16 protein-coding genes, 1 tRNA gene and 1 pseudogene are annotated in these 21784 nt (G+C 63.1%); 12 read left to right on the forward strand and 6 right to left on the reverse strand.

The annotated features are described in order from the left end of the window. Positions 1 to 60 precede the first annotated feature (60 nt). The 4 genes and pseudogenes from ACG873_RS09935 (at position 61) to glpK (ending at position 4677) form a co-directional block, all read left to right on the forward strand. Positions 61 to 879: a carbohydrate ABC transporter permease gene (locus tag ACG873_RS09935; protein WP_394893430.1), complete on the forward strand. Its 819-nt coding sequence runs from the start codon at positions 61 to 63 to the stop codon at positions 877 to 879. Between the two features lie 11 nt (positions 880 to 890). Next, positions 891 to 1298, forward strand: a complete 408-nt coding sequence (locus ACG873_RS09940) for a DUF2160 domain-containing protein (protein ID WP_394891562.1) — start codon at positions 891 to 893, stop codon at positions 1296 to 1298. A gap of 75 nt (positions 1299 to 1373) precedes the next feature. Continuing rightward, positions 1374 to 3099, forward strand: a pseudogene (locus ACG873_RS09945) (ABC transporter substrate-binding protein). Between the two features lie 87 nt (positions 3100 to 3186). Then, positions 3187 to 4677 (forward strand): glycerol kinase GlpK, encoded by a 1491-nt coding sequence (glpK, locus tag ACG873_RS09950; protein WP_394891563.1) that lies wholly within the window; start codon positions 3187 to 3189, stop codon positions 4675 to 4677. Between the two features lie 74 nt (positions 4678 to 4751). On the opposite strand, the gene ACG873_RS09955 is transcribed toward glpK, so the two are convergent. Beyond that, positions 4752 to 5327 (reverse strand): BA14K family protein, encoded by a 576-nt coding sequence (locus ACG873_RS09955; RefSeq protein WP_394891564.1) that lies wholly within the window; start codon positions 5325 to 5327, stop codon positions 4752 to 4754. 341 nt (positions 5328 to 5668) lie between these two features. On the opposite strand from ACG873_RS09955, the gene ACG873_RS09960 reads away from it, so the two are divergent. The 5 genes from ACG873_RS09960 (at position 5669) to ACG873_RS09980 (ending at position 10963) form a co-directional block, all read left to right on the forward strand. Beyond that, positions 5669 to 5743 (forward strand) — tRNA-Lys (locus ACG873_RS09960). A 120-nt stretch (positions 5744 to 5863) separates the two neighbouring features. Next, positions 5864 to 6613, forward strand: a complete 750-nt coding sequence (locus ACG873_RS09965) for a cytochrome c biogenesis CcdA family protein (protein WP_394891565.1) — start codon at positions 5864 to 5866, stop codon at positions 6611 to 6613. Positions 6614 to 6728: 115 nt separating this feature from the next. After that, complete coding sequence (gene glmU, locus ACG873_RS09970) at positions 6729 to 8075, forward strand: bifunctional UDP-N-acetylglucosamine diphosphorylase/glucosamine-1-phosphate N-acetyltransferase GlmU (RefSeq protein ID WP_394891566.1); 1347 nt, start codon at positions 6729 to 6731, stop codon at positions 8073 to 8075. A gap of 210 nt (positions 8076 to 8285) precedes the next feature. Further along, positions 8286 to 10109, forward strand: coding sequence for a glutamine--fructose-6-phosphate transaminase (isomerizing) (glmS, locus tag ACG873_RS09975; RefSeq protein WP_394891567.1), 1824 nt, complete (start codon positions 8286 to 8288; stop codon positions 10107 to 10109). Between the two features lie 89 nt (positions 10110 to 10198). Then, the gene (locus ACG873_RS09980; protein ID WP_394891568.1) at positions 10199 to 10963 is read left to right on the forward strand and encodes a DUF502 domain-containing protein; all 765 of its coding nucleotides are present in this window, start codon (positions 10199 to 10201) and stop codon (positions 10961 to 10963) included. Here the strand turns inward: ACG873_RS09980 and recG are convergent. Beyond that, a complete protein-coding gene (gene recG / locus ACG873_RS09985) occupies positions 10915 to 13023 on the reverse strand; it encodes an ATP-dependent DNA helicase RecG (protein ID WP_394891569.1) in 2109 nt (702 codons plus the stop codon). The two genes, ACG873_RS09980 and recG, sit on opposite strands and share 49 nt — an antisense overlap. A 93-nt stretch (positions 13024 to 13116) precedes the next feature. On the opposite strand from recG, the gene ACG873_RS09990 reads away from it, so the two are divergent. Further along, positions 13117 to 13404, forward strand: coding sequence for a succinate dehydrogenase assembly factor 2 (locus ACG873_RS09990; RefSeq protein ID WP_394891570.1), 288 nt, complete (start codon positions 13117 to 13119; stop codon positions 13402 to 13404). A gap of 1 nt (position 13405) precedes the next feature. Beyond that, entirely contained in the window at positions 13406 to 16906 is a 3501-nt protein-coding gene (gene mfd, locus ACG873_RS09995) for a transcription-repair coupling factor (protein ID WP_394891571.1), read from the forward strand. A gap of 59 nt (positions 16907 to 16965) precedes the next feature. On the opposite strand, the gene ACG873_RS10000 is transcribed toward mfd, so the two are convergent. From ACG873_RS10000 to ACG873_RS10010, 3 genes are read right to left on the reverse strand one after another with little or no spacing between them, the layout of a single operon-like run. After that, positions 16966 to 17931, reverse strand: a complete 966-nt coding sequence (locus ACG873_RS10000; RefSeq protein ID WP_394891572.1) for a serine hydrolase domain-containing protein — start codon at positions 17929 to 17931, stop codon at positions 16966 to 16968. Between the two features lie 14 nt (positions 17932 to 17945). After that, positions 17946 to 18626 carry a DsbA family oxidoreductase gene (locus tag ACG873_RS10005; protein ID WP_394891573.1) on the reverse strand — a complete coding sequence of 227 codons (681 nt, stop codon included), beginning with the start codon at positions 18624 to 18626 and terminating at the stop codon, positions 17946 to 17948. A 20-nt stretch (positions 18627 to 18646) separates the two neighbouring features. Further along, a complete protein-coding gene (locus ACG873_RS10010) occupies positions 18647 to 20479 on the reverse strand; it encodes an extracellular solute-binding protein (RefSeq protein ID WP_394891574.1) in 1833 nt (610 codons plus the stop codon). Between the two features lie 240 nt (positions 20480 to 20719). Here ACG873_RS10010 and ACG873_RS10015 point away from each other — a divergent pair, with 240 nt between their 5' ends. Then, positions 20720 to 21349 carry an invasion associated locus B family protein gene (locus tag ACG873_RS10015; RefSeq protein WP_394891575.1) on the forward strand — a complete coding sequence of 210 codons (630 nt, stop codon included), beginning with the start codon at positions 20720 to 20722 and terminating at the stop codon, positions 21347 to 21349. A gap of 66 nt (positions 21350 to 21415) precedes the next feature. Here the strand turns inward: ACG873_RS10015 and hspQ are convergent, their stop codons facing one another. After that, positions 21416 to 21739, reverse strand: coding sequence for a heat shock protein HspQ (gene hspQ, locus ACG873_RS10020; protein ID WP_394891576.1), 324 nt, complete (start codon positions 21737 to 21739; stop codon positions 21416 to 21418). Positions 21740 to 21784: the final 45 nt, after the last annotated feature.

Here is a 21784-nt window from a genome sequence, read left to right on the forward strand (position 1 = left end):
ATGCGGCAGAGCCAGACAGGAGCCGAGGCGCATTCGCTCAACGTGGCGCTGGCGCGCAAGATGCGCCGGCGCGGCGAGGAATCGCGCTTCTGGTGGCTGGTGCCGACGATCTACATCATCTTCCTGATGCTGCCGATCTACTGGCTCATCAATATGAGCTTCAAGACCAACCAGGAGATCCTGGGCGCCTTCTCGCTGTGGCCGCAGGACCCCACGCTGCGCAACTACATGGTGATCTTCACCGATCCGTCCTGGTACAAGGGCTACATCAACTCGATCATCTATGTGGTCATGAACACGGTGATTTCGGTCACTGTCGCGCTGCCGGCGGCCTATGCGTTCTCGCGCTACCGCTTCCTCGGCGACAAGCATCTGTTCTTCTGGCTGCTCACCAACCGCATGGCGCCGCCCGCCGTTTTCGCGCTTCCCTTCTTCCAGCTCTATTCGGCTTTCGGGCTGATCGACACGCACATCGCGGTCGCGCTCGCGCACTGCCTGTTCAACGTGCCGCTGGCGGTGTGGATCCTCGAAGGCTTCATGTCCGGCGTGCCGAAGGAGATCGACGAGACCGCCTATATCGACGGCTATTCCTTCCCGCGCTTCTTCGTGAAGATCTTTGTCCCGCTGATCGCAAGCGGCATCGGCGTCGCCGCCTTCTTCTGCTTCATGTTCTCGTGGGTCGAGCTATTGATCGCGCGCACGCTGACCACCACCGACGCCAAGCCGATCGCCGCGATCATGACCCGCACCGTCTCGGCCTCCGGCCTGGACTGGGGCGTGCTGGCGGCGGCCGGTGTGCTCACCATCATCCCGGGCGCGCTCGTGATCTGGTTCGTCCGCAACTACATCGCCAAGGGCTTTGCCCTTGGGAGAGTCTAGGGGAGACCGCGATGACCGCGACTCGTCGCTGGCAAATCCCGCTGTTCGTCGTGCTAGCCTTATACACGGCAGTGGTGTGGCTGCTTACGCTGCAACTGCCCGTCAAGGACGGCGAGACCGACTGGTACGGCTCTCTCTTTCCGGGCGGCTGGATGGCCTGGTCGTTCCCGACCGCACTGTTCTTCCTGACCATCCTGCTGCTGCTCGGGCTTATGGCGGTCTGGGAATACGCATCGCCCGGCGGTAATCCGCGCGTAGGCGTGCTACGCTTCGAAACGACGCGCGGCGACCGTCTGTTTGTATCGCTGCTTGGCAGCGCCTTCATCCATCTCGCTTGGCTGGGTCTTGTCGGACCCAACCTGTGGTGGGCTCTCGCTCTCTCGGTGGTTTACGCGATTGGCGTATTCCGCTTCGTTTAGAGCGGGCACTGATCGGAGCGCCGCGCACCACGCGAACGCTCTGATGGAACTTGTAACTGTAACGGGAGGAAACCCATGCGAAGGCAATTTCTGACTTCAACGACTGCCCTGGTGCTGCTCCTCGGCGCGGGCCAGGCCTATGCCGGAATGGACGAAGCCAAGGCGTTTCTCGACGCCGAAATCAAGGACATGTCGGCGCTCGACCGCGCCGCACAGGAAGCCGAAATGCAGTGGTTCATCGATGCCGCGAAGCCTTTCGCGGGGATGGACATCAAGGTGGTCTCGGAAACCATCACAACCCACGAATACGAATCCAAGACGCTGGCCAAGGCGTTTGCCGACATCACCGGCATCAAGGTCACGCATGACCTGATCGGCGAAGGCGACGTGGTGGAAAAGCTGCAAACGCAGATGCAGTCGGGCGAGAACATCTATGACGCCTATATCAACGATTCCGACCTGATCGGCACGCACTGGCGCTACCAGCAGGCGCGCAACCTGACCGACTGGATGGCCAACGCCGGCAAGGACGTGACCAACCCGAACATCGACATCGACGACTTCATCGGCAAGTCGTTCACCACGGCGCCGGACGGCAATCTCTACCAACTGCCCGACCAGCAATTCGCCAACCTCTACTGGTTCCGCTACGACTGGTTCAACGACGAGAAGAACAAGGCCGACTTCAAAGCGAAGTACGGCTACGACCTCGGCGTTCCCGTCAATTGGTCGGCCTACGAAGACATTGCCGAGTTCTTCACCGGCCGTGAGATCGACGGCAAGAAGGTCTATGGCCATATGGACTACGGCAAGAAGGACCCGTCGCTCGGCTGGCGCTTCACCGACGCCTGGCTGTCAATGGCCGGCAATGGCGACAAGGGCATCCCGAACGGCCTGCCTGTCGACGAATGGGGCATCAAGGTCAACGAGAAGTCGCAACCGGTCGGCTCCTGCGTGGCCCGCGGCGGCGACACCAACGGCCCGGCGGCGGTCTATTCAATCCAGAAGTATCTCGACTGGATGAAAGCCTACGCCCCGGCGGCTGCACAGGGCATGACCTTCTCCGAGTCCGGCCCGGTCCCGTCTCAGGGTGAGATCGCCCAGCAGATGTTCACGTACACTGCCTTCACGGCCGACTTCGTTAAGCCGGGCCTGCCGGTCGTGAACGAGGATGGCACGCCGAAATGGCGCTTCGCCCCGTCGCCGCACGGCGTCTACTGGAAGGACGGTATGAAGCTCGGCTATCAGGATGCCGGATCCTGGACGCTGATGAAGTCGACGCCGGACGATCGCGCCAAGGCTGCCTGGCTCTACGCGCAGTTCGTCACCTCCAAGACGGTGGACGTGAAGAAGAGCCATGTAGGCCTGACCTTCATCCGTCAGTCCACGCTCGATCACCAGAGCTTCACCGACCGCGCGCCGAAGCTCGGCGGCCTGATCGAGTTCTACCGCTCGCCGGCCCGCCTGCAGTGGTCGCCGACGGGCACCAACGTGCCGGACTATCCGAAGCTGGCGCAGCTCTGGTGGCAGGCGATCGGCGATGCGTCTTCGGGAGCCAAGACGGCGCAGGAGGCGATGGATTCGCTCTGCGCCGAGCAGGAAAGCGTGCTCGAGCGTCTCGAACGCGCCGGTGTGCAGGGCGACATCGGCCCGAAGCTCGCCGAGGAGACTTCGGCTCGAGGAGCAGAACGCAGCCGCGGTCGCGGCCGGCCATCTCGCGCCGCAGCTGAAGGTGGAGAACGAGAAGGAAAAGCCGCAGACCATCAACTACGACGAACTGGTCAAGAGCTGGAGCAAATAGTAACGGCGGCCAGGCATTTGCCTTGACTGCAATAAGGGGAGGCGGCGTGAATGCCGGCTCCCCTTATTCATAATATTCGGAGGGACCATGACCGGCTTCATACTCGCCATCGACCAGGGCACGACATCCAGCCGCGCGATCGTCTTCGACGGCTCCATGAAGCCCATAGGCTCCGGTCAGAAGGAATTCACCCAGCATTTTCCGGCTTCCGGCTGGGTCGAGCACGATCCGGAAGAAATCTGGGAAAGCGTCGTTGCGACCTGCAGGACGGCGCTGAAGAATGCCGGGCGGACGGCAGGCGACATTTCGGCAATCGGCATCACCAACCAGCGCGAGACCGTCGTGATCTGGGACAAGGCTACCGGCAAGCCGATCCACAACGCCATCGTCTGGCAGGACCGGCGCACGGCCAAGCTTTGCGACGAACTGAAGAAGCAGGGGCTCGAGGAAAAGTTCTCGAAGAAGACCGGGCTGCTGCTCGATCCGTATTTCTCCGGCACCAAGATAGCCTGGCTGCTGGACGAGGTGGAAGGCGCGCGCAAACGGGCCGAGAATGGCGAGCTGCTCGCCGGTACCATCGACAGTTTCCTGATCTGGCGGCTGACCGGCGGCAAGATACACGCCACCGATGCGACGAACGCCTCGCGCACGCTGGTCTATAATATCGAGAAGAACGAATGGGACGCTGAGCTTCTCAACATCCTGCGAATTCCGGCCGTGCTTCTGCCCGAGGTAAAGAATTGCGCCGATGACTATGGATTCACGGAGAAATTCCTGTTCGGCGCCGAAATCCCGATCCTGGGTGTCGCCGGCGATCAGCAGGCGGCGACAATCGGCCAGGCCTGCTTCGAGCCGGGCATGATGAAATCAACCTACGGCACCGGCTGCTTCGCGCTGCTCAACACCGGCGGCGACCTTTGCCGGTCGAAAAACCGGCTTCTGACCACGATAGCCTATCGGCTGAACGGCAGGACCACTTATGCGCTAGAGGGTTCGATCTTCATCGCGGGAGCGGCCGTCCAGTGGCTGCGCGACGGCATCAAGGTCATCGGCAAGGCCGAGCACAGCGGCGAACTGGCGGCAAATGCCGACGAGACGCAGAACGTCTATCTAGTGCCGGCCTTTGTCGGGCTCGGCGCGCCGCATTGGGACGCGGAGGCGCGCGGCGCTATCTTCGGGCTGACCCGTAACACCGGCCCGGCGGAATTTGCCCGCGCGACGCTGGAATCGGTGGCATTCCAGACCCGCGACCTGCTCGACGCCATGAAGAAGGACTGGAAGAGCGGCAACGGGAAGACTGTTCTGCGCGTCGACGGCGGCATGGTGGCATCCGACTGGACGATGCAGAGGCTGGCCGACCTGCTCGATGCACCGGTAGACCGGCCGACCATATTGGAAACCACTGCGCTGGGCGCTGCCTGGCTCGCCGGGTCGCGCGCCGGCGTGTGGCCCAATGCAAAGGAATTCGCCGAATCCTGGGCGCTCGACCATCGCTTTGAGCCGCAGATGGATGAAGGCCTGCGCTCCAGCAAACTGAAGGGCTGGCATGACGCGGTGAGGCGTACACTGAGCCAGTAGTGCTCTAATCGGCGCTAGGCCACGAAAAAACCCGCGCCGGGAAGGCGCGGGTTTTTCCGATCAACTGAACTCGATCAGCTGTAGGGCGAAATGCACTCCCGGCGCGGACCGTAGTTAGGCTGATATGTGTTGTCGTAGGCGCGGTAAGACCGCCAACGGTCGTAGCACCACTGCACATGCGCATTGCCGCCGTAAACCCGACGCGGTGGACTGCTCAGCGCCCCGCCAATGATAGCGCCGGCAATGAAAGCGGCCGCCGGGAACCAGAAATCACCGTAGCGGCGATAGCCCGGACGATAATAGCGGTAGCCGCGGTGACCTCTGTACCAGCCATACCTGTCATCGCGATCCCGACGAATGCTTCGACGGAACTCGCGCCGGTCCCGGCGGAATTCGCGCCGGTCCCAGCGGAATTCGCGCCGGTCCCCGCGAAATTCGCGACGGAAATCGCGACGATCACCGCGGAACTGTCGGCGAAGCAGCCTTTCTTCCATCACCTCGCGACCGCGCGACTGGACCTTGATGATATCGGACTGAGCAACCGGAGCTTGGGGAACAACCAGCGGAACTGCATTTACCGGCACGGCCGACGCAATCGCGAAGGACGCGGCCAGCGTTGTGGCGCAAAGGCCGGATAGGAATTTTCTCATGAGCTTTCTCCTCATACGGCTGTGCCTGTCCCTTGTGGCGGTTGAACGACCGAGGCATTGCCATGGTTCCGGATAAAATACCAAGCCACTGATATGTAATGTTTCTTGCTGCCCAAGAGGCACCGGTGGCAGGGCCTGGCGTTAGCCCTGGAAGCCGTCGTTTTTCCGGTTGACCGGCCGAAACACTCTCCCTATGTTCCGCCGCACTTTCAAAGGGCGTTTTTCGCGCCCCCTTGAAGAGCCGTGCGGCGGCACGGCGCCTGCTTCCGACGGCTTGCATCGTAGGAAATCGGAACGGCGCTGCCGGGCGCTTGTTTGCGCATATGGCGGCGAATTGGTGAGGGCGGGTAGCTCAGTGGTAGAGCATTCGACTTTTAATCGAATGGTCGTGGGTTCGATACCCACCCCGCCCACCAGGCCAGCAGACCCAGGTCGACACCTTCGCCCTGTGGCCTTTCGTCCGGCCACGCAATGGTGATTGGAGCCATGCCGACGCTGCAGCTATAGGCAGGCAAACAGGTCACGCGGCAGGCAATATGGCAATCGACGTCGGGTATCTCAGCGCAGTCGGGGCGGGCGCGATCTCGTTCCTGTCGCCTTGCGTCTTGCCGCTGGTGCCACCCTATCTCTGTTATATGGCGGGTGTCTCGGTCGATGATTTCCGCGCGGATGGCAGGGCCGCGGCCAGCAAATCCGGCATCCGCGGAGCCTTGCTGGTCACCTCATTCGCCTTCGTGCTCGGCTTCACCACGGTTTTCGTGGCGCTCGGTGCCGGCGCTTCGACCATCGGCCGGCTTCTGCGCGTGTGGCAGGAACCGCTGGCGATGGCGGCGGGTGTCCTCATCATCCTCATGGGCCTGAACTTCCTCGGCGTGTTGCGCATCCCGTTCCTGTCGCGCGAGGCACGCTTCCAGTCGCAAGGCAAGCCGGCCAGCATGGTAGCCGCCTACGTCATGGGCCTGGCCTTCGCTTTCGGCTGGACGCCCTGCATCGGGCCCGTGCTCGGGCCGATCCTGACGCTGGCTGGCGGGCGCGAGACGGTCGGCGAGGGCGCGCTGCTGCTCGCCGCCTATTCGCTCGGCCTCGGCATCCCTTTTCTCATCGCCGCGCTGTTTTCCGGCGCGTTCATGCGGTTTCTCGGGCGTTTTAAGGTACACCTCGGCCGTGTCGAAAAAGCGATCGGAGCGATGCTGGTCGTTGCCGGCGTTTTCTTCCTGACCGGCGGCATGCAGGCGGCGTCTTATTGGCTGCTGGAGACTTTTCCAGCACTAGGGCAGCTTGGCTGACGGTCCTCGGCGCAAAAGATCGCTGTCCCGGAACGAAAATTTCGCCGCATTTGGAGCGCTACGCCAGCGGTGCTAGAAATGCCGCCGAATCCCGCCTTTCGCTCCCGGATATTCCATGACCAAAAGAACCTGCCTGTCGATCATCCTCGCCGCCGGCGAGGGCACCAGGATGAAGAGCGCGCTGCCCAAGGTGCTGCACAAGATAGCCGGCCTGCCGATGGTGGCCCACGTCGCCAGGGCGGCCGAATCGGCCGGCGGCGAGATCGCGCTCGTCATCGGCCATGGCGCGGACCAGCTGCGCGCGGCGGCACAATCTTTCGCGCCGGACGCCAAGACCTTCGTCCAGGAGAAGCGGCTCGGTACTGCCCACGCGGTTCTCGCCGCGCGCGAGGCCATCGCGAAAGGGCATGACGACATCCTGGTGATGTTTGGGGATACGCCGCTGCTGGAGCCGGACGCTCTGCTGCAGGCCAGAGCCGAATTGGCCAAGGGCGCCGCAGTGGTCGTCGTCGGCTTCCGCACAGACGAACCGGCTGGCTACGGTCGGCTGATCAAGGAAAATGGCGCGCTCGTCGCCATCCGCGAGGAAAAGGATTGCTCCGAAGCGGAGAAGAAGATCGGCTTCTGCAATGGCGGCCTGATGGCGATTGCGGGAGAGCATGCGCTGGCACTGCTCGATGCCGTAGGGAACGCCAACGCCAAGGGCGAATTTTACCTCCCCGACATCGTCGGGATCGCCCGCAGGCAGGGCCTGCAGGTCGTCGCCATCGAAGCGAGCTTCGAGAACGCGCTCGGCATCAACAACCGCGCCGAACTCGCCGAGGCGGAGGCGATCTGGCAGCGCCGACGCCGCCGCGCGATGATGCTTGCGGGCGTGACGCTGATAGCGCCCGAGACCGTCTTTTTCTCGCACGACACGGAAGTCGGCGCGGAAACCATCATCGAGCCCAGCGTGTTCTTTGGCCCCGGCGTGAAGGTCGCCGCGGGCGCGAAAATCCATGCTTTCAGCCATCTGGAGGGGGCCACTGTCGGAGAAGGTTGCGATGTCGGGCCGTTCGCGCGGCTGCGCCCCGGCGCGGATCTCGGCGAGAAATCCAAGGTCGGCAATTTCTGCGAGGTCAAGAAGGCCATCATCGAGCCCGGCGCGAAGGTCAACCACCTGACCTATATCGGCGATGCGCGCGTCGGCGCGGGCGCCAATATCGGCGCCGGCACCATCACCTGCAATTACGACGGCTATTCCAAGTTCTTCACGGACATCGGCGCAGGCGCGTTCATCGGATCGAACTCCTCGCTGGTCGCGCCGATCTCGATCGGGGCCGGCTCCTATGTCGCTTCCGGCAGCGTCATCACAGAAAATGTGCCCGACGATGCGTTGGCTTTCGGCCGGGCGCGCCAGAGGACGATGCCGGATAAGGGGCGCGAGCTCCGCGAAAGGCGCGCCGTAGCAGGGAAGAAGTAGACAAGGAAATGGCGGCCAGGCTGATACGAAAAGTCACCGAAAGTGATTTTCGCCGGACTGCCGGAATTTCTAAACAGCGATAGTAGAGCTTGATCCCGAAAAGTTGGAGACTTCCGGACGAGATCATGCAGCTAAACAGTAAGTTGGAGCCTCGGTCCGATTCGCTCGGAAAGACCAAGGCTCTAACCTGGGCGGTAACGGGGGCAGAAAATGTGCGGTATCGTTGGAATCGTGGGCCACAGCCAGGTGGCGCCGCTGATCGTCGACGCCTTGAAGCGGCTGGAATATCGCGGCTATGATTCGGCGGGCGTCGCGACCGTCGCCGCCGGCGAACTCGGACGCAGGCGTGCCGAAGGCAAGCTCGCCAATCTCGAACGCCGCCTGAAGGATGATCCGCTTGCCGGCACGATCGGCATCGGCCACACCCGCTGGGCGACACATGGCGTCCCCAACGAGACCAACGCGCACCCGCATTTTTCCAACGGCGTCGCGATCGTTCACAACGGCATCATCGAGAATTTCGCGGAACTGCGCGCCGAACTCATCGCTGACGGCTTTGCGTTCGCCTCGCAGACCGACACGGAGGTGGTTGCCCATCTCGTGTCGCGCGAACTTGCCCGCGGCGTCGAGCCGGTTAAGGCGGCGCACCTTGCGCTGAAGCGGCTGCAGGGCGCGTTCGCGCTGGCGATCATGTTCCAGGGCGACGAGAATTTGATCGTCGGGGCCCGCAACGGCCCGCCGCTGGCCGTCGGTCATGGCGATGGCGAGATGTTCCTGGGGTCCGACGCGATCGCGCTGGCGCCTTTCACCAGTTCCATAACTTATCTCGAGGATGGCGACTGGGCGGTCGTCCGGCGCAACGAGATCGGCATTTTCGACATGGAAGGCAATCCCGTCGACCGCAAACGCCAGCAATCGCTGAGCACCAGCTTCATGGTCGACAAGGGTAATCACCGCCACTTCATGGAAAAGGAAATCCACGAGCAGCCGGAGGTGATTTCCCACACGCTGGCGCATTACCTCGATTTCGTCGGCGGCGTCACGCGAAAGATCGATCTGCCATTCGATTTCGCCAAACTCGACCGGTTGGCCATCTCGGCCTGCGGAACCGCGTACTTGAGCGGCCTGATCGGGAAATACTGGTTCGAGCGCTTGGCGCGCCTGCCCGTCGACATCGATATAGCCTCGGAATTCCGCTACCGCGAAATGCCGATTTCGCCCGACAGCGCAGCACTCTTCGTGTCGCAGTCGGGCGAGACCGCCGACACGCTGGCTTCGCTGCGCTATTGCCGCAAGGCCGGCATTCCGATCGGCGCGATCGTCAATGTGCGCGAATCGACGATCGCGCGCGAATCAGACGTGACGCTACCGACGCTCGCCGGCCCGGAGATCGGCGTCGCCTCCACCAAGGCGTTCACCTGCCAGCTTTCGGTACTGGCCGCACTCGCCGTCCGCGCCGGCGTCGCCCGCGGCACGATTACGGCGGAGCAGGAAAGGAAGCTGGTGCGCGAACTGTCCGAAGCGCCGCGTTTCGCCAGCCAGGTGCTGAGGCTGGACAAGCAGATCGAGAAGGTGGCGCGCGACCTCGCACATTACAAGAACGTGCTCTATCTCGGCCGCGACACCAACTACCCGCTGGCGCTCGAAGGCGCGCTGAAGCTCAAGGAAATCTCCTACATCCACGCCGAAGGCTATGCGGCGGGCGAATTGAAGCACGGGCCGATTGCGCTGATCGACGAGAACATGCCGGTCATCGTCATCGCGCCGCACGATCGCATTTTTGAAAAGACCGTATCGAACATGCAGGAAGTGGCCGCGCGCGGCGGCAAGATCATCCTGATCACCGACAAAAAGGGGGCCGCCCTTTCATCCGTCGACACGATGGAGACGATCGTGCTCCCGGATGTGCCGGAGATCATCGCGCCGATCATCTATGCCTTGCCGGTGCAGATGCTCGCCTATTTCACGGCCGTGTTCATGGGCACCGACGTCGACCAGCCGCGCAATCTGGCCAAGTCGGTGACCGTCGAATAGGGGCTTTGCCCCCGCGCCGTGCAATTCGGTTGTCCTTCGCAGGCAATCCCGTCTAGATAAGTGCGGTGCACAATCTTGCGGCGGGGCAGATGTCGGATCACACAGGCTCACATCCAGGGATAACCAGGCTCAGGAATTATTTCCTGACGGGGTTTGTCGTCTGCGCTCCATTGGCCATCACCGTCTACATAGCGTGGTCGTTCGTCGGATGGGTGGATTCCTGGGTGAAGCCCTATGTCCCGGCACGCTACAATCCGGACAGCTATCTGCCCGTCGTCATTCCCGGTTTCGGCCTGATCGTGGCCCTGGTGCTGATCACGTTGATTGGCTTTCTGACAGCCAACATCATCGGCCGCACGATCGTGAACTACGGTGAGTATTTTCTCGACCGAATGCCGCTGGTGCGCTCGATTTACCGTGGTCTGAAGCAGATTTTCGAGACGGTGCTGTCCAACAAGGCCGACATGTTCAAGAAGGTCGGCCTCGTCGAATATCCCCGCCGCGGCGCCTGGGCGATCGTCTTCATCGCCAATGAAAAGGAAACCGAGGTCAGCGACAAGCTTGCGGGCCATGGCGAAAATACGATCGCGGTCTTCATGCCTTCTACCCCGAACCCGACAACCGGCTTCCTGATGTATGTACCGCGCTCCGACGTGATCGAACTCTCGATGTCGGTCGAGGACGCTGCCAAGCTGGTGATCTCGGCAGGCCTGGTCGCGCCGGAATACCACAAGAAGACCAAGGCATTGGCCGAGGATGCTCGAGCAATCCGGCCGGCGGCCAATTCTTCCGTCCTGGAAGCGCCTCAGCCGGCGCGCAAGAGCCGCACCGCCTCGTCGCGCCCAAAAAGATAAAGCAGCATCCGCACTGCCTGGCCGCGCTCCGATTGCAGGTCCGGATCGCGTGACAGGATCAGCCGCGCATCGTCGCGCGCGATTTCCAGCAGATCGGCATGGGTGTCGATACGCGCCACCTGAAAGCCCGGTGTGCCCGACTGGCGGGTGCCAAGCAGTTCGCCTTCGCCGCGCAGCTTCAGATCCTCCTCCGAGATCAGGAAGCCGTCCTCGGTCTCGCGCATCACCGAAAGTCGCCGGGCGGCGGTTTCGCCCAGCGGCGCCTGGTAGAGCAGCACGCAGGTCGACGCCTTTGCACCGCGGCCGACGCGGCCGCGCAACTGGTGCAACTGCGCGAGGCCGAAGCGCTCGGCGTGCTCGATGACGATGATCGTCGCATCCGGCACGTCGACGCCGACCTCGATGACGGTGGTGGCGATCAGTATGCGCGTCTCGCCATCCTTGAAGGCGCGCATCGCCGCATCCTTGTCGGCGCCCTTCATGCGGCCGTGCACCAGCCCGACCGCGTCGCCGAACATCGGCTGCAGCGAGGCGAAGCGCTCCTCGGCAGCCATCAGTTCGACCTCTTCGGATTCCTCGACCAGCGGGCAGATCCAATAGACCTTCTGGCCGTCCGCGACCGCGTCGCTGATGCGGCCAATCAGCTCGTCGAGCCGTTCCAACGGGAGCGTCACGGTGCGGATCGGCTGGCGGCCGGCCGGCTTTTCCATGAGTTTCGACACTTCCATATCGCCGAAGGCAGTCAGCACCAGCGTGCGCGGAATGGGCGTGGCGGTCATCACCAGCATGTCGGGCGCATCGCCCTTGGCGGTGATCGCGAGGCGCTGATGCACGCCGAAGCGGTGCTGCTCGTCGACGATGGCGAGCCCCAGATCGCGGAACCGCACGCTTTCCTGGAACAGCGCGTGCGTGCCGAGGACGAGATCGATTTCGCCGCTTTCGAGCCCGGCCAGGATTTCGGCGCGCTCGCGGCCTTTTTCGCGGCCGGTCAGCACGGCGCTTTTCAGGCCGGCCGCTTCGGCCAGGGGCGCAATGGTCGCAAAATGCTGGCGCGCCAGGATTTCTGTCGGCGCCATCAGCGCCGCCTGCCTGCTGGCCTCGGCAGCGCGGCCCATCGCCATCAGCGCCACCACCGTCTTGCCGGAGCCGACATCGCCCTGCAAAAGCCGCAGCATGCGCTCCGGTTTGGCAAGATCGGCGTTAATCTCGGCCAGCGCCTGTTCCTGGGAATCGGTGAGCCTGTAGGGCAGGGCGCTTCGCAGCGCCGCCACGATGCGCCCGTCTCCGGTGAGCGGCCTGCCTGAAAGCCTGCGCACCTTCGCCCGCACCAGCGCCAGCGAAACCTGCCCGGCCAGGAACTCGTCATAGGCCAGCCTGCGCCACGCGGCGCCCTCGGGCGAGATGTCGATAGGGTCGGCGGGATTGTGCAGCAGCTTCAGCGCTTCTGCAGATCTCGGAAAACTCTGGCGGCGCGCCACGTCCTCGTCCAGCCATTCGGGCATTTCCGGCACACGCGCCAGCGCCTGGCCGATGGCGCGGCGCAGCACTTTTGCCGACAGACCGGCGGTCATCGGATAGACAGGCTCGACCAGCGGCAGGTTTTCGGCCTCGTCGGCACGGGCAACATGGTCGGGATGGACCATCGACGGGCGGCCGTTGAACCACTCCATCTTGCCGCTGACGACCATCTTTTCGCCGACCGGCATGGATTTTTCCAGCCACGCATTGTTGGCGTGGAAGAAGGTCAGTGCGATCTCGCCGGTGTCGTCGTGTGCAAACACCCGGTACGGGACCGATTTGTTGCCGCGCGGCGGCGGTTGGTGGCGGTCGATGCGCACGTCCAGCGTCACGATCGCGCCTTCCGCGCCATAGGCGATGCCCGGCCGGTTGCGCCGGTCTATGACCGAATGCGGTAGCGTGAACAGAAGATCGCCGGCACGCACCTCCCGGTCGGTAACGTCGGCCGAAACGATCTTGGCGATCAGCTCGCCGACTTTCGGGCCAACGCCGGCAAGCGAGGTGACTGGTGCAAACAGGGGGTCGAGGAGAGACGGGCGCATGATGTCAGCTTATGCAGTGGGAAGGCATGCGCAAGGCTGACACGCCGGTCCATCCACGCTATATGCGCGCCAGATCAAATGGATATGAGAGTCATGAGCGGCACGACGCGGTCAGGCGTGGAACTCGATGCGCGGCGGCGCAAGCTTCTGTTCCGCTCGTGGCATCGCGGCATCCGCGAGATGGACCTGATTCTCGGCGGTTTCGCGGACCGCGCCATCGTCGAACTCTCCGACCACGAACTCGACGAATACGAGATCCTGCTCGAATTGCAGGATGCCGACATTCTTTCATGGATCACCGGCGAGCAGCCTGTTCCGACCATCCACGACACCGCGCTGTTCCGGAAAATCGCGGCGTTGCGCCCGGCAATGAGCATCTGAAATGAGCCTTATAGATCCCATCGGCCTGCCGAGAGGCAGGAATGGCCTGTTTGTCGTCGACGGCGTCGCGGACGGCTATGAAGCCTTCGCGATTGCCGCCGCGGCCGGCGAGATAGCAGGCGACCGGCCGATCCTGTTTGTCGCGCGCGACGGCCAGCGCCTGCCGGCCATAGTCGAGGCGCTGGCATTCGCCGCGCCGGACCTGCCGGTGCTCGAATTCCCGGCCTGGGACTGCCTTCCCTACGACCGCGTCTCGCCCGGTTCGGACGCCGCGGCGCGGCGGCTGGACGCGCTCGCCGCGATGATTTCGCTGGCAAAAAAACCGCATCGCGCGGTGGTGCTCACCACGGCCAACGCGCTGCTGCAGCGTATTCCACCCGCCGAGATCATCGAGGCGCAGACCTTCCACGCACGGCCCGGCAACCAGATCGACATGAGGGAACTGACCGCGCGGCTCGAGAATTCGGGCTTCGACCGGGTTCCCACCGTGCGCGATGTCGGCGAGTTCGCCGTGCGCGGCGGCATTCTCGATCTTTACGCGCCCGGCTGGTCGGAGGGGCTGCGGCTCGATTTCTTCGGCGACACGCTGGAATCGATCCGCTCCTTCGATGTCGCCACCCAGCGCACCACCGGCCAGCGCAAGTCGATGATGCTGCAGGCGATGAGCGAAGTGGCGCTGACCCCCGACACGATCAGCCGTTTCCGGCGCGCCTATATCGAAGCGTTCGGTGCGCCGTCGCGGGATGACGGCCTCTACGCTGCTGTCAGCGAAGGCCGGCGCTTCGCCGGTATGGAGCATTGGCTGCCGCTGTTCTATGAGCGGCTGGATACGATTTTCGATTATCTGCCGGATGCGCCGGTGGTGTTCGACCACCTGGCGCGCGAGGCGCTGGGTGAACGCCACGCACTGATCCTCGATTATTACGAGGCGCGCAGGAGTCAGGCCGAGGGCGCATTGAAGGACGCCGTGCCCTACAAGCCCGTCCCGCCCTCCGGCATGTACCTGTCCCCGGATGAGGTGAACGCCATGCTGCCCGACCGGCCGGCGGTCGAGTTCACGCCTTTCGCAGCGCCCGACGCGGGTACGGCGAAGATCTATCACGCCGGAGCCAAGGATGGCCGCGGCTTCGGCCTCGAACGCGCCGATCCGTCGGCCAACGTCTTTGAAGAGGTCGTGAAATATATCGCCGACGTGCGGTCGGCGCGCCGCCGCGTGGTCGTCGCCGGCTGGACCGAGGGCTCGCTCGATCGGCTGAGCCAGATTCTCGCCGAGCATCACCTCGGCAACATGAAGGCGGTGGCGACGCTCGCCGACGTCGAAAAGCTCGAGGCGGGGCAGGCGGGGCTCGCGGTGCTGCCGCTGGAAACCGGCTTCGAAACGGAAAAGCTCGTCGTCGTTGCCGAGCAGGATATTCTGGGCGATCGGCTGGTGCGCCGGTCGAAGAAGCGCAAGCGCGCCTCCGATTTCATCGCCGAGGCGTCCGCGCTGTCGGCTGGCGACATCGTCGTCCATGCCGACCACGGCATCGGCCGCTTCATCGGTCTTAAAACTATCGAGGCGCTGGGTGCGCCGCATGACTGCGTCGAAATCCACTATGCCGGCGACGACCGCCTGTTCCTGCCGGTCGAGAACATTGAGCTTCTGTCGCGTTACGGTTCGGATTCGGCCGAAGCCACGCTCGACAAACTCGGCGGCGGCGCATGGCAGTCGCGCAAGGCGAAACTGAAGAAGCGCCTGCTCGAAATGGCGGGCCAGTTGATCCGGCTCGCAGCCGAGCGCCAGATGCGCGCCGCTCCCGCCTTCAATCCGCCCGAAGGCCTCTACGGCGAATTTTCGGCGCGCTTTCCCTACGAGGAAACCGACGACCAGCAGCGCGCCATCGATTCGGTCATGGACGACCTTTCGGCCGGCAAGCCGATGGACCGGCTGATCTGCGGCGACGTCGGCTTCGGCAAGACCGAGGTGGCGCTGCGCGCGGCTTTCATCGCCGCCATGGAAGGTTTCCAGGTCGCGGTCGTGGTGCCGACGACGCTGCTTTCGCGCCAGCACTTCAAGACGTTCACGCAGCGCTTCGCCGGCCTGCCGCTGGTGGTGCGGCAGGCGTCGCGGCTGGTCGGCCCCAAGGAGCTGGCCGAGACCAAGAAGGGCATCGCCGAAGGTACGGTCGACATCGTTATCGGCACCCACGCGCTGCTGGGCAGCTCGATCTCGTTCAAGAATCTCGGGCTGCTAGTCATCGACGAGGAGCAGCATTTCGGTGTCAAGCACAAGGAGCGGCTGAAGGATCTGAAGACCGACGTGCATGTGCTGACGCTGTCGGCGACGCCGATCCCGCGCACGCTGCAACTGGCGCTGACCGGCGTGCGCGAACTGTCGCTGATCGCCACGCCGCCTGTCGACCGCATGGCGGTACGCACCTTCATCTCGCCCTTCGATCCGCTGGTGATCCGCGAGACGCTGCTGCGCGAGCGCTATCGCGGCGGCCACAGCTTCTATGTTGTGCCGCGTATTGCGGATCTGTCGGAAATCCAAAAATTCCTTCAGGAGCAGGTGCCCGAGCTCAAGATCGCCGTCGCCCACGGCCAGATGCCGCCGGGCGAGCTCGACGACATCATGAACGCCTTCTACGACGGCCAGTACGACGTGCTGCTTTCGACGACGATCGTCGAATCCGGCCTCGACATCCCGACCGCCAATACGCTCGTCGTGCACCGCGCCGACATGTTCGGCCTGGCGCAGCTCTATCAGTTGCGCGGCCGTGTCGGCCGTTCCAAACTCCGCGCTTATTCGCTGTTTACGCTGCCGGCCAACCGCACCCTGACCGCCACCGCCGAGCGGCGGCTGAAGGTGCTGCAGTCGCTCGATACGCTGGGGGCCGGCTTCCAGCTTGCCAGCCACGACCTCGACATTCGCGGCGCGGGCAATCTGCTCGGCGAGGAGCAGTCAGGCCACATCAAGGAGGTCGGCTTCGAGCTTTACCAGCAGATGCTGGAAGAGGCGGTCGCCGAGATCCGCGGCACTGGCGAGGTCGTCGACGGCGGCTGGTCGCCGCAGATCGCGGTCGGGACCGCGGTGATGATCCCGGAAAGCTACGTGCCCGACCTGCAACTCAGGCTGGCGCTCTACCGGCGGCTTGGCGATCTCGAATCGACGGAGGAGATCGACGCCTTCGCCGCCGAGCTTATCGACCGTTTCGGGCCGCTACCGGAGGAGGTTCAGCACCTCCTGAAGATCGTCTTCATCAAGGCGCTCTGCCGGAAGGCCAATGTCGAAAAACTCGACGCTGGGCCGAAGGGCGTCGTCATCCATTTCCGCAAGCGCGAATTCGCCGATCCGGCCGGCCTGGTGCGCTACATCGGCGAACAGGGTTCGCTGGCCAAGATCAGGCCGGACCAGAGCGTGGTGTTCATTCGCGACTGGCCGAACTCCGAGAAGCGGCTGGCCGGAGCTGCTGTGGTGATGACGCAGTTGGCGCGGCTGGCGACGAAGGCGGCGGCGTAGGACCAATAGTCATTCGTGACGCCGAAATGAGCAATTTTCGCCCTTCGGACCAGAGCCGTTCACCCACGCTCCAGCATCGCCGCAATCGCGAGACGAAGGATTTTCCCCATCCGGTCGTGGGTTATTCCATGGTCCACGCGGGCGGCGCGATGGACGACAACGAGATCGAGCGTCGTTATGACGACGATGTACTGTCCGCCGAGACCGCTGGCATAGAACAAGGGCGTATGAGTGCTTATTGCATCTCCGGGAGCATGAGCTTCGGCCGTCCACCAGAGGTATCCATAGCCTCTCCCACCTCCTAGATCGGAATGAGCCCGAACGCTCTCCCGAACCCAGGTTTCCGGGACGACTTGGTTCGCACCCCATCGCCCGTTCCGAAGATAGAGCAGTCCTACCCGTGCGAGGTCCCGCGCGGAAAATCGCAGTTTGTAGACCGGGTGTTCGGATTCTGGACCATGCTGATAGCGACCGTCCTCTCGCACGTAATCTTGCATCAGTAGAGGAACTGCAAGTCTGGATTCCAACGCGTCGAAGACAGTCTCCCCTGTCTGCCGCTCGAAAATGGTCGCCAAAACATTGAAATCCCAGTTGTTGTAATACCAGAAGCTACCCGGCGCATATTCTTCGCGCAGCGGACGGCCACGTGCGGTATCGTACACGGAGGGGTGGTAGACGCCCGATCTCGCCTGCAACAAATGCTCGACCGTCGCTTGGCGCTCGCGATCAGTGAGGCCGCCGATATCGTCGATACGCAAATCCTGAAGCGTCTCGTCGAGCTTGATCCTGCCCTCTGCCACGTAGATTCCGTACAAGATGCTGATCAGGCTCTTGCGCACGGACGCGACGCTGGACTTCAGTGCCAAGTCTCCCCACTGGAAGACAGGCTTGCCGCCTTCAACGACGATCAGCGCCGTCGAACCGCCGGCGCTCAGCTCGCGTACGAGGTGGGCGCGATGCTCCTCGGACCAACCGGTTTCAACCGGCTCCTGCCATTCGCTCGCCGGGAAAATTGCCTCGCTCATTTTCGATCTGGCAATTAACCCGTTTTTTCCAGTTCCCCACGCCCTTTCGCCGCCGCCACCTGGCGGATCGCGTCGGCGAGTGTCCCGGCGTCCTGCGCGCCCATGACGGCATATTTGCCTTCGAGGAGAAAGCAGGGAACGCCGGTTATGCCCATGCGTGAGGCGGTCGCGACTTCCGCCGCCACGGCGTCGCGGTCGGCGTCGGTCGGCAAGAGCGACTCGACGACAGCCGCGTCCATGCCGGCCTCGCGCGCCGCCTGGATCAGAACGGCATGGTCGCCGACATTGGCGCCTTCCTCGAAATAAAGCTGGAACAGCCGCTTCGCCAGCCGGTCCTGCAGATCGCCGCCGGCTGCCGCCGCCCAGCGCAGCACGCGGTGCGCGTCGAGCGTGTTTGGCGAAACCTTGATGGCCGCGAAATCGAAGGCGATGCCTTCCTCGGCGCCCAGCGGCTCGATCCGCGCATGGATTTCGCGCAGCCTTTCTTCGCTGCCGAATTTCGCCAGCATGTAGGCCTTGCGGTCCTTGCCTTCGGGCGGAATGGTCGGGTCGAGCTGGTAGGGCCGCCAATGCACCTCGACGTCGATTTCGGGAACCGCTTCCAGCGCTTTGCCGAGCCGCTTCTGGCCGATGAAGCACCACGGGCAGACGACATCGGAAACGATATCGATGGTGATGGCCGGCCGTTCGCTCATCTGCTTGTCCTTCGCCAAGGTCATTCCGGCTTGCGCCACCATGTCGGAAGCTGGAAGCCGAATATAGGCGTCTTATCGGGATGCGCCAGATAGGCCCAGTACGCCAGGGACTGCTCGTTGATGTGCTGCATGGGAACCATGTAGGCTCCGGATATCAGCAGGCGGTCGAGCGCGCGCACCGCGGCGACGTAGTCCTCCTTGTCGCGAGCGTTCAGCATTGCGTCGATCATGGCGTCTACCGCCGGATCGGCGACGCCGGCCAGGTTGAAGGAGCCTTCCACGTCGCGGGCTTCCGAACCCCAGCGGCCGATCAGTTCGATGCCCGGCGACAGCGTGCCGGCAAAGCCCGTCGAGCCGATCACCACCTCGAAATCGAAGCGCTGCTTGCGCTGCTGGATCTGCGCGTCGTCGACGCTGCGGATCGAAACGGCGATGCCGATCTTCTGCAGCGTGCGCTGGTAGATCGAGGCCAGCCGTTCCTCGCTTTGCGATGCGGTGAGGATCTCGAAGCCGAAAGGCTGCCCGTCGGGCGCCGTCAGTGCACCGTCGTTCAGCGAATAGCCGGCCGTCTTCAGGAGGTCGAGCGCCGACTTCAGCACGGCGCGATCACGGCCGGAACCATCGGTCGCGGCAGGGCGCCAAGTGCCGTCCATCACTTCGGGAAGCACCGAGCCGGGGAAGGGCGCCAGCAGCGCGCGCTCCTTTTCGCCCGCCGGACGCCCTAGCGCCGACAGTTCGGAATTCTGCCAATAGCTGGCGGTGCGTTCGAACTTGCCGTCGAAAATGTTCCTGTTCGCCCATTCGAAATCATAGAGGAGCGCCAACGCGCGGCGCACCCTCGCATCCGAAAACTTCGGCAGCCGCGAATTGAACAGGAAGCCGGTGACGACCGGCGGGAGCTTCCGCTCGAAGGATTCGATGATCACCTGACCGTTCTTGAACGCGGGAAAATCAAAATCGCGCGCGACCTGGTTCGGGTCGAGTCCGGTATAAATCGGTCCGGCATAGGCCGAGCAGATACCTTTCTTGAACGCCTCGAACTGCGAATTGGCGTTCAGGAAATATTCGATGGTGATGCGGTCGTAATTGTCGAAGCCGCGCTTGATCGGAAGGTCCTTGCCCCAGTAATCGGGATTGCGCTCGAAGGTGATGCGCTCGCCGGGCACGACTTCGGCGATCCTGTAGGGGCCGCTGCCCGTCACCGGCTTCAGCGTCGTCTGGTCGAAAGTCGCCTTGTCGAAGGCGTGTTTGGGAAGGATCGGCGTCATCGCAATGATCAGCGGAAATTCGCGGTCGGCATGCTCGTTGAAAGTGAAGCGAACGGAATGCTCGCCGGTCTTTTCGAGCTTGGCGATCTTGGCCATGCGGTCGCTGTAGGGCGGGCGGCCTTTCTCCGTATAGACCTCATAGGTGAACAGCACGTCCTCCGGCGTCACGGGCTTGCCATCCGACCATTTCGCGTTCGGATTGAGGTTGAACTCGGCAGTCTTGCGATCTTCCGTGATGTCGACCGTTTCGGCCAGCAGGCCGTAGAGCGAGAATGCTTCGTCGGCGTTGCGCGTCATCAGCGATTCGAACACCAGATTGCCGAATATCATGTCGATCACGCCGCGGGCGGTCGTCCGCAGGCTCTTGACGATGAACGGGTTCAGATTGTCGAAGCTGCCCATCACGCAATAGGTGATGCTTCCGCCCTTCGGCGCGTCCGGATTGACGTAGGAGAAGTGCCGGTAGTCGGCGGGCAGCGCCGGCTCGCCCTGCATGGCGATGGCATGCCGCGGCTCGGCTATCGCCGCGTCGCCAAGCGGCAACCAGGCCATGGCGGCGCAAAGGATAGGAAATAGGCGGCGCATTAATGACGTCCTGCTGGCGATTCTTCGGATGATTCGAGTTTCAGCCTATCACGATGGCGCCATTGTGAGACTAGGCCGGCGGCAGGCCAAATAAATCGAAAGCGCCGGGCTGGATTCATGCTGCCGCGCGGTGTAACACGCCCGCCACAGTCATGCTGTTGCCTCATTTGAGCAACAGGTACGCGATGACTTTCGGCTGAAAGTGGCCGATACGAGATCGTTTGAGAGGATATCGACAAGATGACGAGCCTGAAAACCGACATTTCCCGCCTTTCGGTCATGGCCGCGGGCGTGGTCGGGCTGCTCGCCGCCGGTCTTTCGCCGGCTGCAGCTCAGCAGCAGCCGCAGATTCCGCAGGGCTGGTTCAAGGCCTGCTCCAAGCAGGAAGACGTGGATATCTGCAACGTGCAGAACATCACCACCGCCTCCAGCGGCCAGCTCGTCACCGGCATCAGCCTGATCGAGCTCAAGGGCAAGATCAATCGCAAGGTATTCCAGGTGACGGTTCCGACCGGCCGCCTCGTGCCTCCGGGGATCGGCCTGCAGATCGACGGCGGCAAGGCGCAGAAGCTCGACTACGTGATCTGCTTCCCGGACCGCTGCGTGGCGGAAGTCGCGCTTTCCGACCAGATCGTCGCGTCCTTCAAGAAAGGCCAGGAACTGACCCTTACCTCGGTCAATTTCCAGAACCAGCCGAACCCGATCAAGGTGTCGCTCAAGGGCTTCACCGGCGCCTTCGACGGCCCGCCGCTGAAGCAGGCCGACATCGAGGACAGGCAGAAAAAGCTGCAGGAATTCGTGAGCAAGAACAACGAGGACTTCGCCAAGAAGCTCAAGGAAGAGCAGGACAAGGCGAAGGCGGCCAACTGACCGCATAGATCCTCAAAGCAAAAAAGCGGGGTTTGGCCCCGCTTTTTTCATGCCTGCATGGCGGCGTTAATGGCTTAGATGGCTCTTCGGCCGATAATGGCCGTCGGCGGTCTTGTCGAACAACTCGCGCAGCTGCGGATGCCGCACCGGTTCGCCGGACTGGTCCTCGAGCAGGTTCTGCTCCGAGACATAGGCGATGTACTCGGTCTCTGCGTTTTCGGCGAGCAGATGATAGAAGGGCTGGTCCTTGCGCGGCCGGACTTCGGCGGGAATGGCCTCGTACCATTCCTCGGTGTTGGCGAATTGCGGGTCGACATCGTAGATGACGCCCCGGAACGGAAACAGCCGATGTCGGACGACTTGGCCAATTGCGAATTTAGCTGTCTTCATTTCTTCCACGTGGAAATCTTTTCAGCCTATGTGGCGCATGGCTGC

The organism is Allomesorhizobium aridi, from assembly GCF_043769475.1.
Lineage (GTDB): Bacteria > Pseudomonadota > Alphaproteobacteria > Rhizobiales > Rhizobiaceae > Allomesorhizobium.

Excerpts from the sequence above, each read along its gene's own strand:
- ACG873_RS09935 (WP_394893430.1), top strand. The coding sequence starts at position 61 with ATGCGCCGGCGCGGCGAGGAATCGCGCTTCTGGTGGCTGGTGCCGACG.
- ACG873_RS09940 (WP_394891562.1), top strand. The coding sequence starts at position 891 with ATGACCGCGACTCGTCGCTGGCAAATCCCGCTGTTCGTCGTGCTAGCC.
- glpK (WP_394891563.1), top strand. The coding sequence starts at position 3,187 with ATGACCGGCTTCATACTCGCCATCGACCAGGGCACGACATCCAGCCGC.
- ACG873_RS09955 (WP_394891564.1), bottom strand. The coding sequence starts at position 5,327 with ATGAGAAAATTCCTATCCGGCCTTTGCGCCACAACGCTGGCCGCGTCC.
- ACG873_RS09965 (WP_394891565.1), top strand. The coding sequence starts at position 5,864 with ATGGCAATCGACGTCGGGTATCTCAGCGCAGTCGGGGCGGGCGCGATC.
- glmU (WP_394891566.1), top strand. The coding sequence starts at position 6,729 with ATGACCAAAAGAACCTGCCTGTCGATCATCCTCGCCGCCGGCGAGGGC.
- glmS (WP_394891567.1), top strand. The coding sequence starts at position 8,286 with ATGTGCGGTATCGTTGGAATCGTGGGCCACAGCCAGGTGGCGCCGCTG.
- ACG873_RS09980 (WP_394891568.1), top strand. The coding sequence starts at position 10,199 with ATGTCGGATCACACAGGCTCACATCCAGGGATAACCAGGCTCAGGAAT.
- recG (WP_394891569.1), bottom strand. The coding sequence starts at position 13,023 with ATGCGCCCGTCTCTCCTCGACCCCCTGTTTGCACCAGTCACCTCGCTT.
- ACG873_RS09990 (WP_394891570.1), top strand. The coding sequence starts at position 13,117 with ATGAGCGGCACGACGCGGTCAGGCGTGGAACTCGATGCGCGGCGGCGC.
- mfd (WP_394891571.1), top strand. The coding sequence starts at position 13,406 with ATGAGCCTTATAGATCCCATCGGCCTGCCGAGAGGCAGGAATGGCCTG.
- ACG873_RS10000 (WP_394891572.1), bottom strand. The coding sequence starts at position 17,931 with ATGAGCGAGGCAATTTTCCCGGCGAGCGAATGGCAGGAGCCGGTTGAA.
- ACG873_RS10005 (WP_394891573.1), bottom strand. The coding sequence starts at position 18,626 with ATGAGCGAACGGCCGGCCATCACCATCGATATCGTTTCCGATGTCGTC.
- ACG873_RS10010 (WP_394891574.1), bottom strand. The coding sequence starts at position 20,479 with ATGCGCCGCCTATTTCCTATCCTTTGCGCCGCCATGGCCTGGTTGCCG.
- ACG873_RS10015 (WP_394891575.1), top strand. The coding sequence starts at position 20,720 with ATGACGAGCCTGAAAACCGACATTTCCCGCCTTTCGGTCATGGCCGCG.
- hspQ (WP_394891576.1), bottom strand. The coding sequence starts at position 21,739 with ATGAAGACAGCTAAATTCGCAATTGGCCAAGTCGTCCGACATCGGCTG.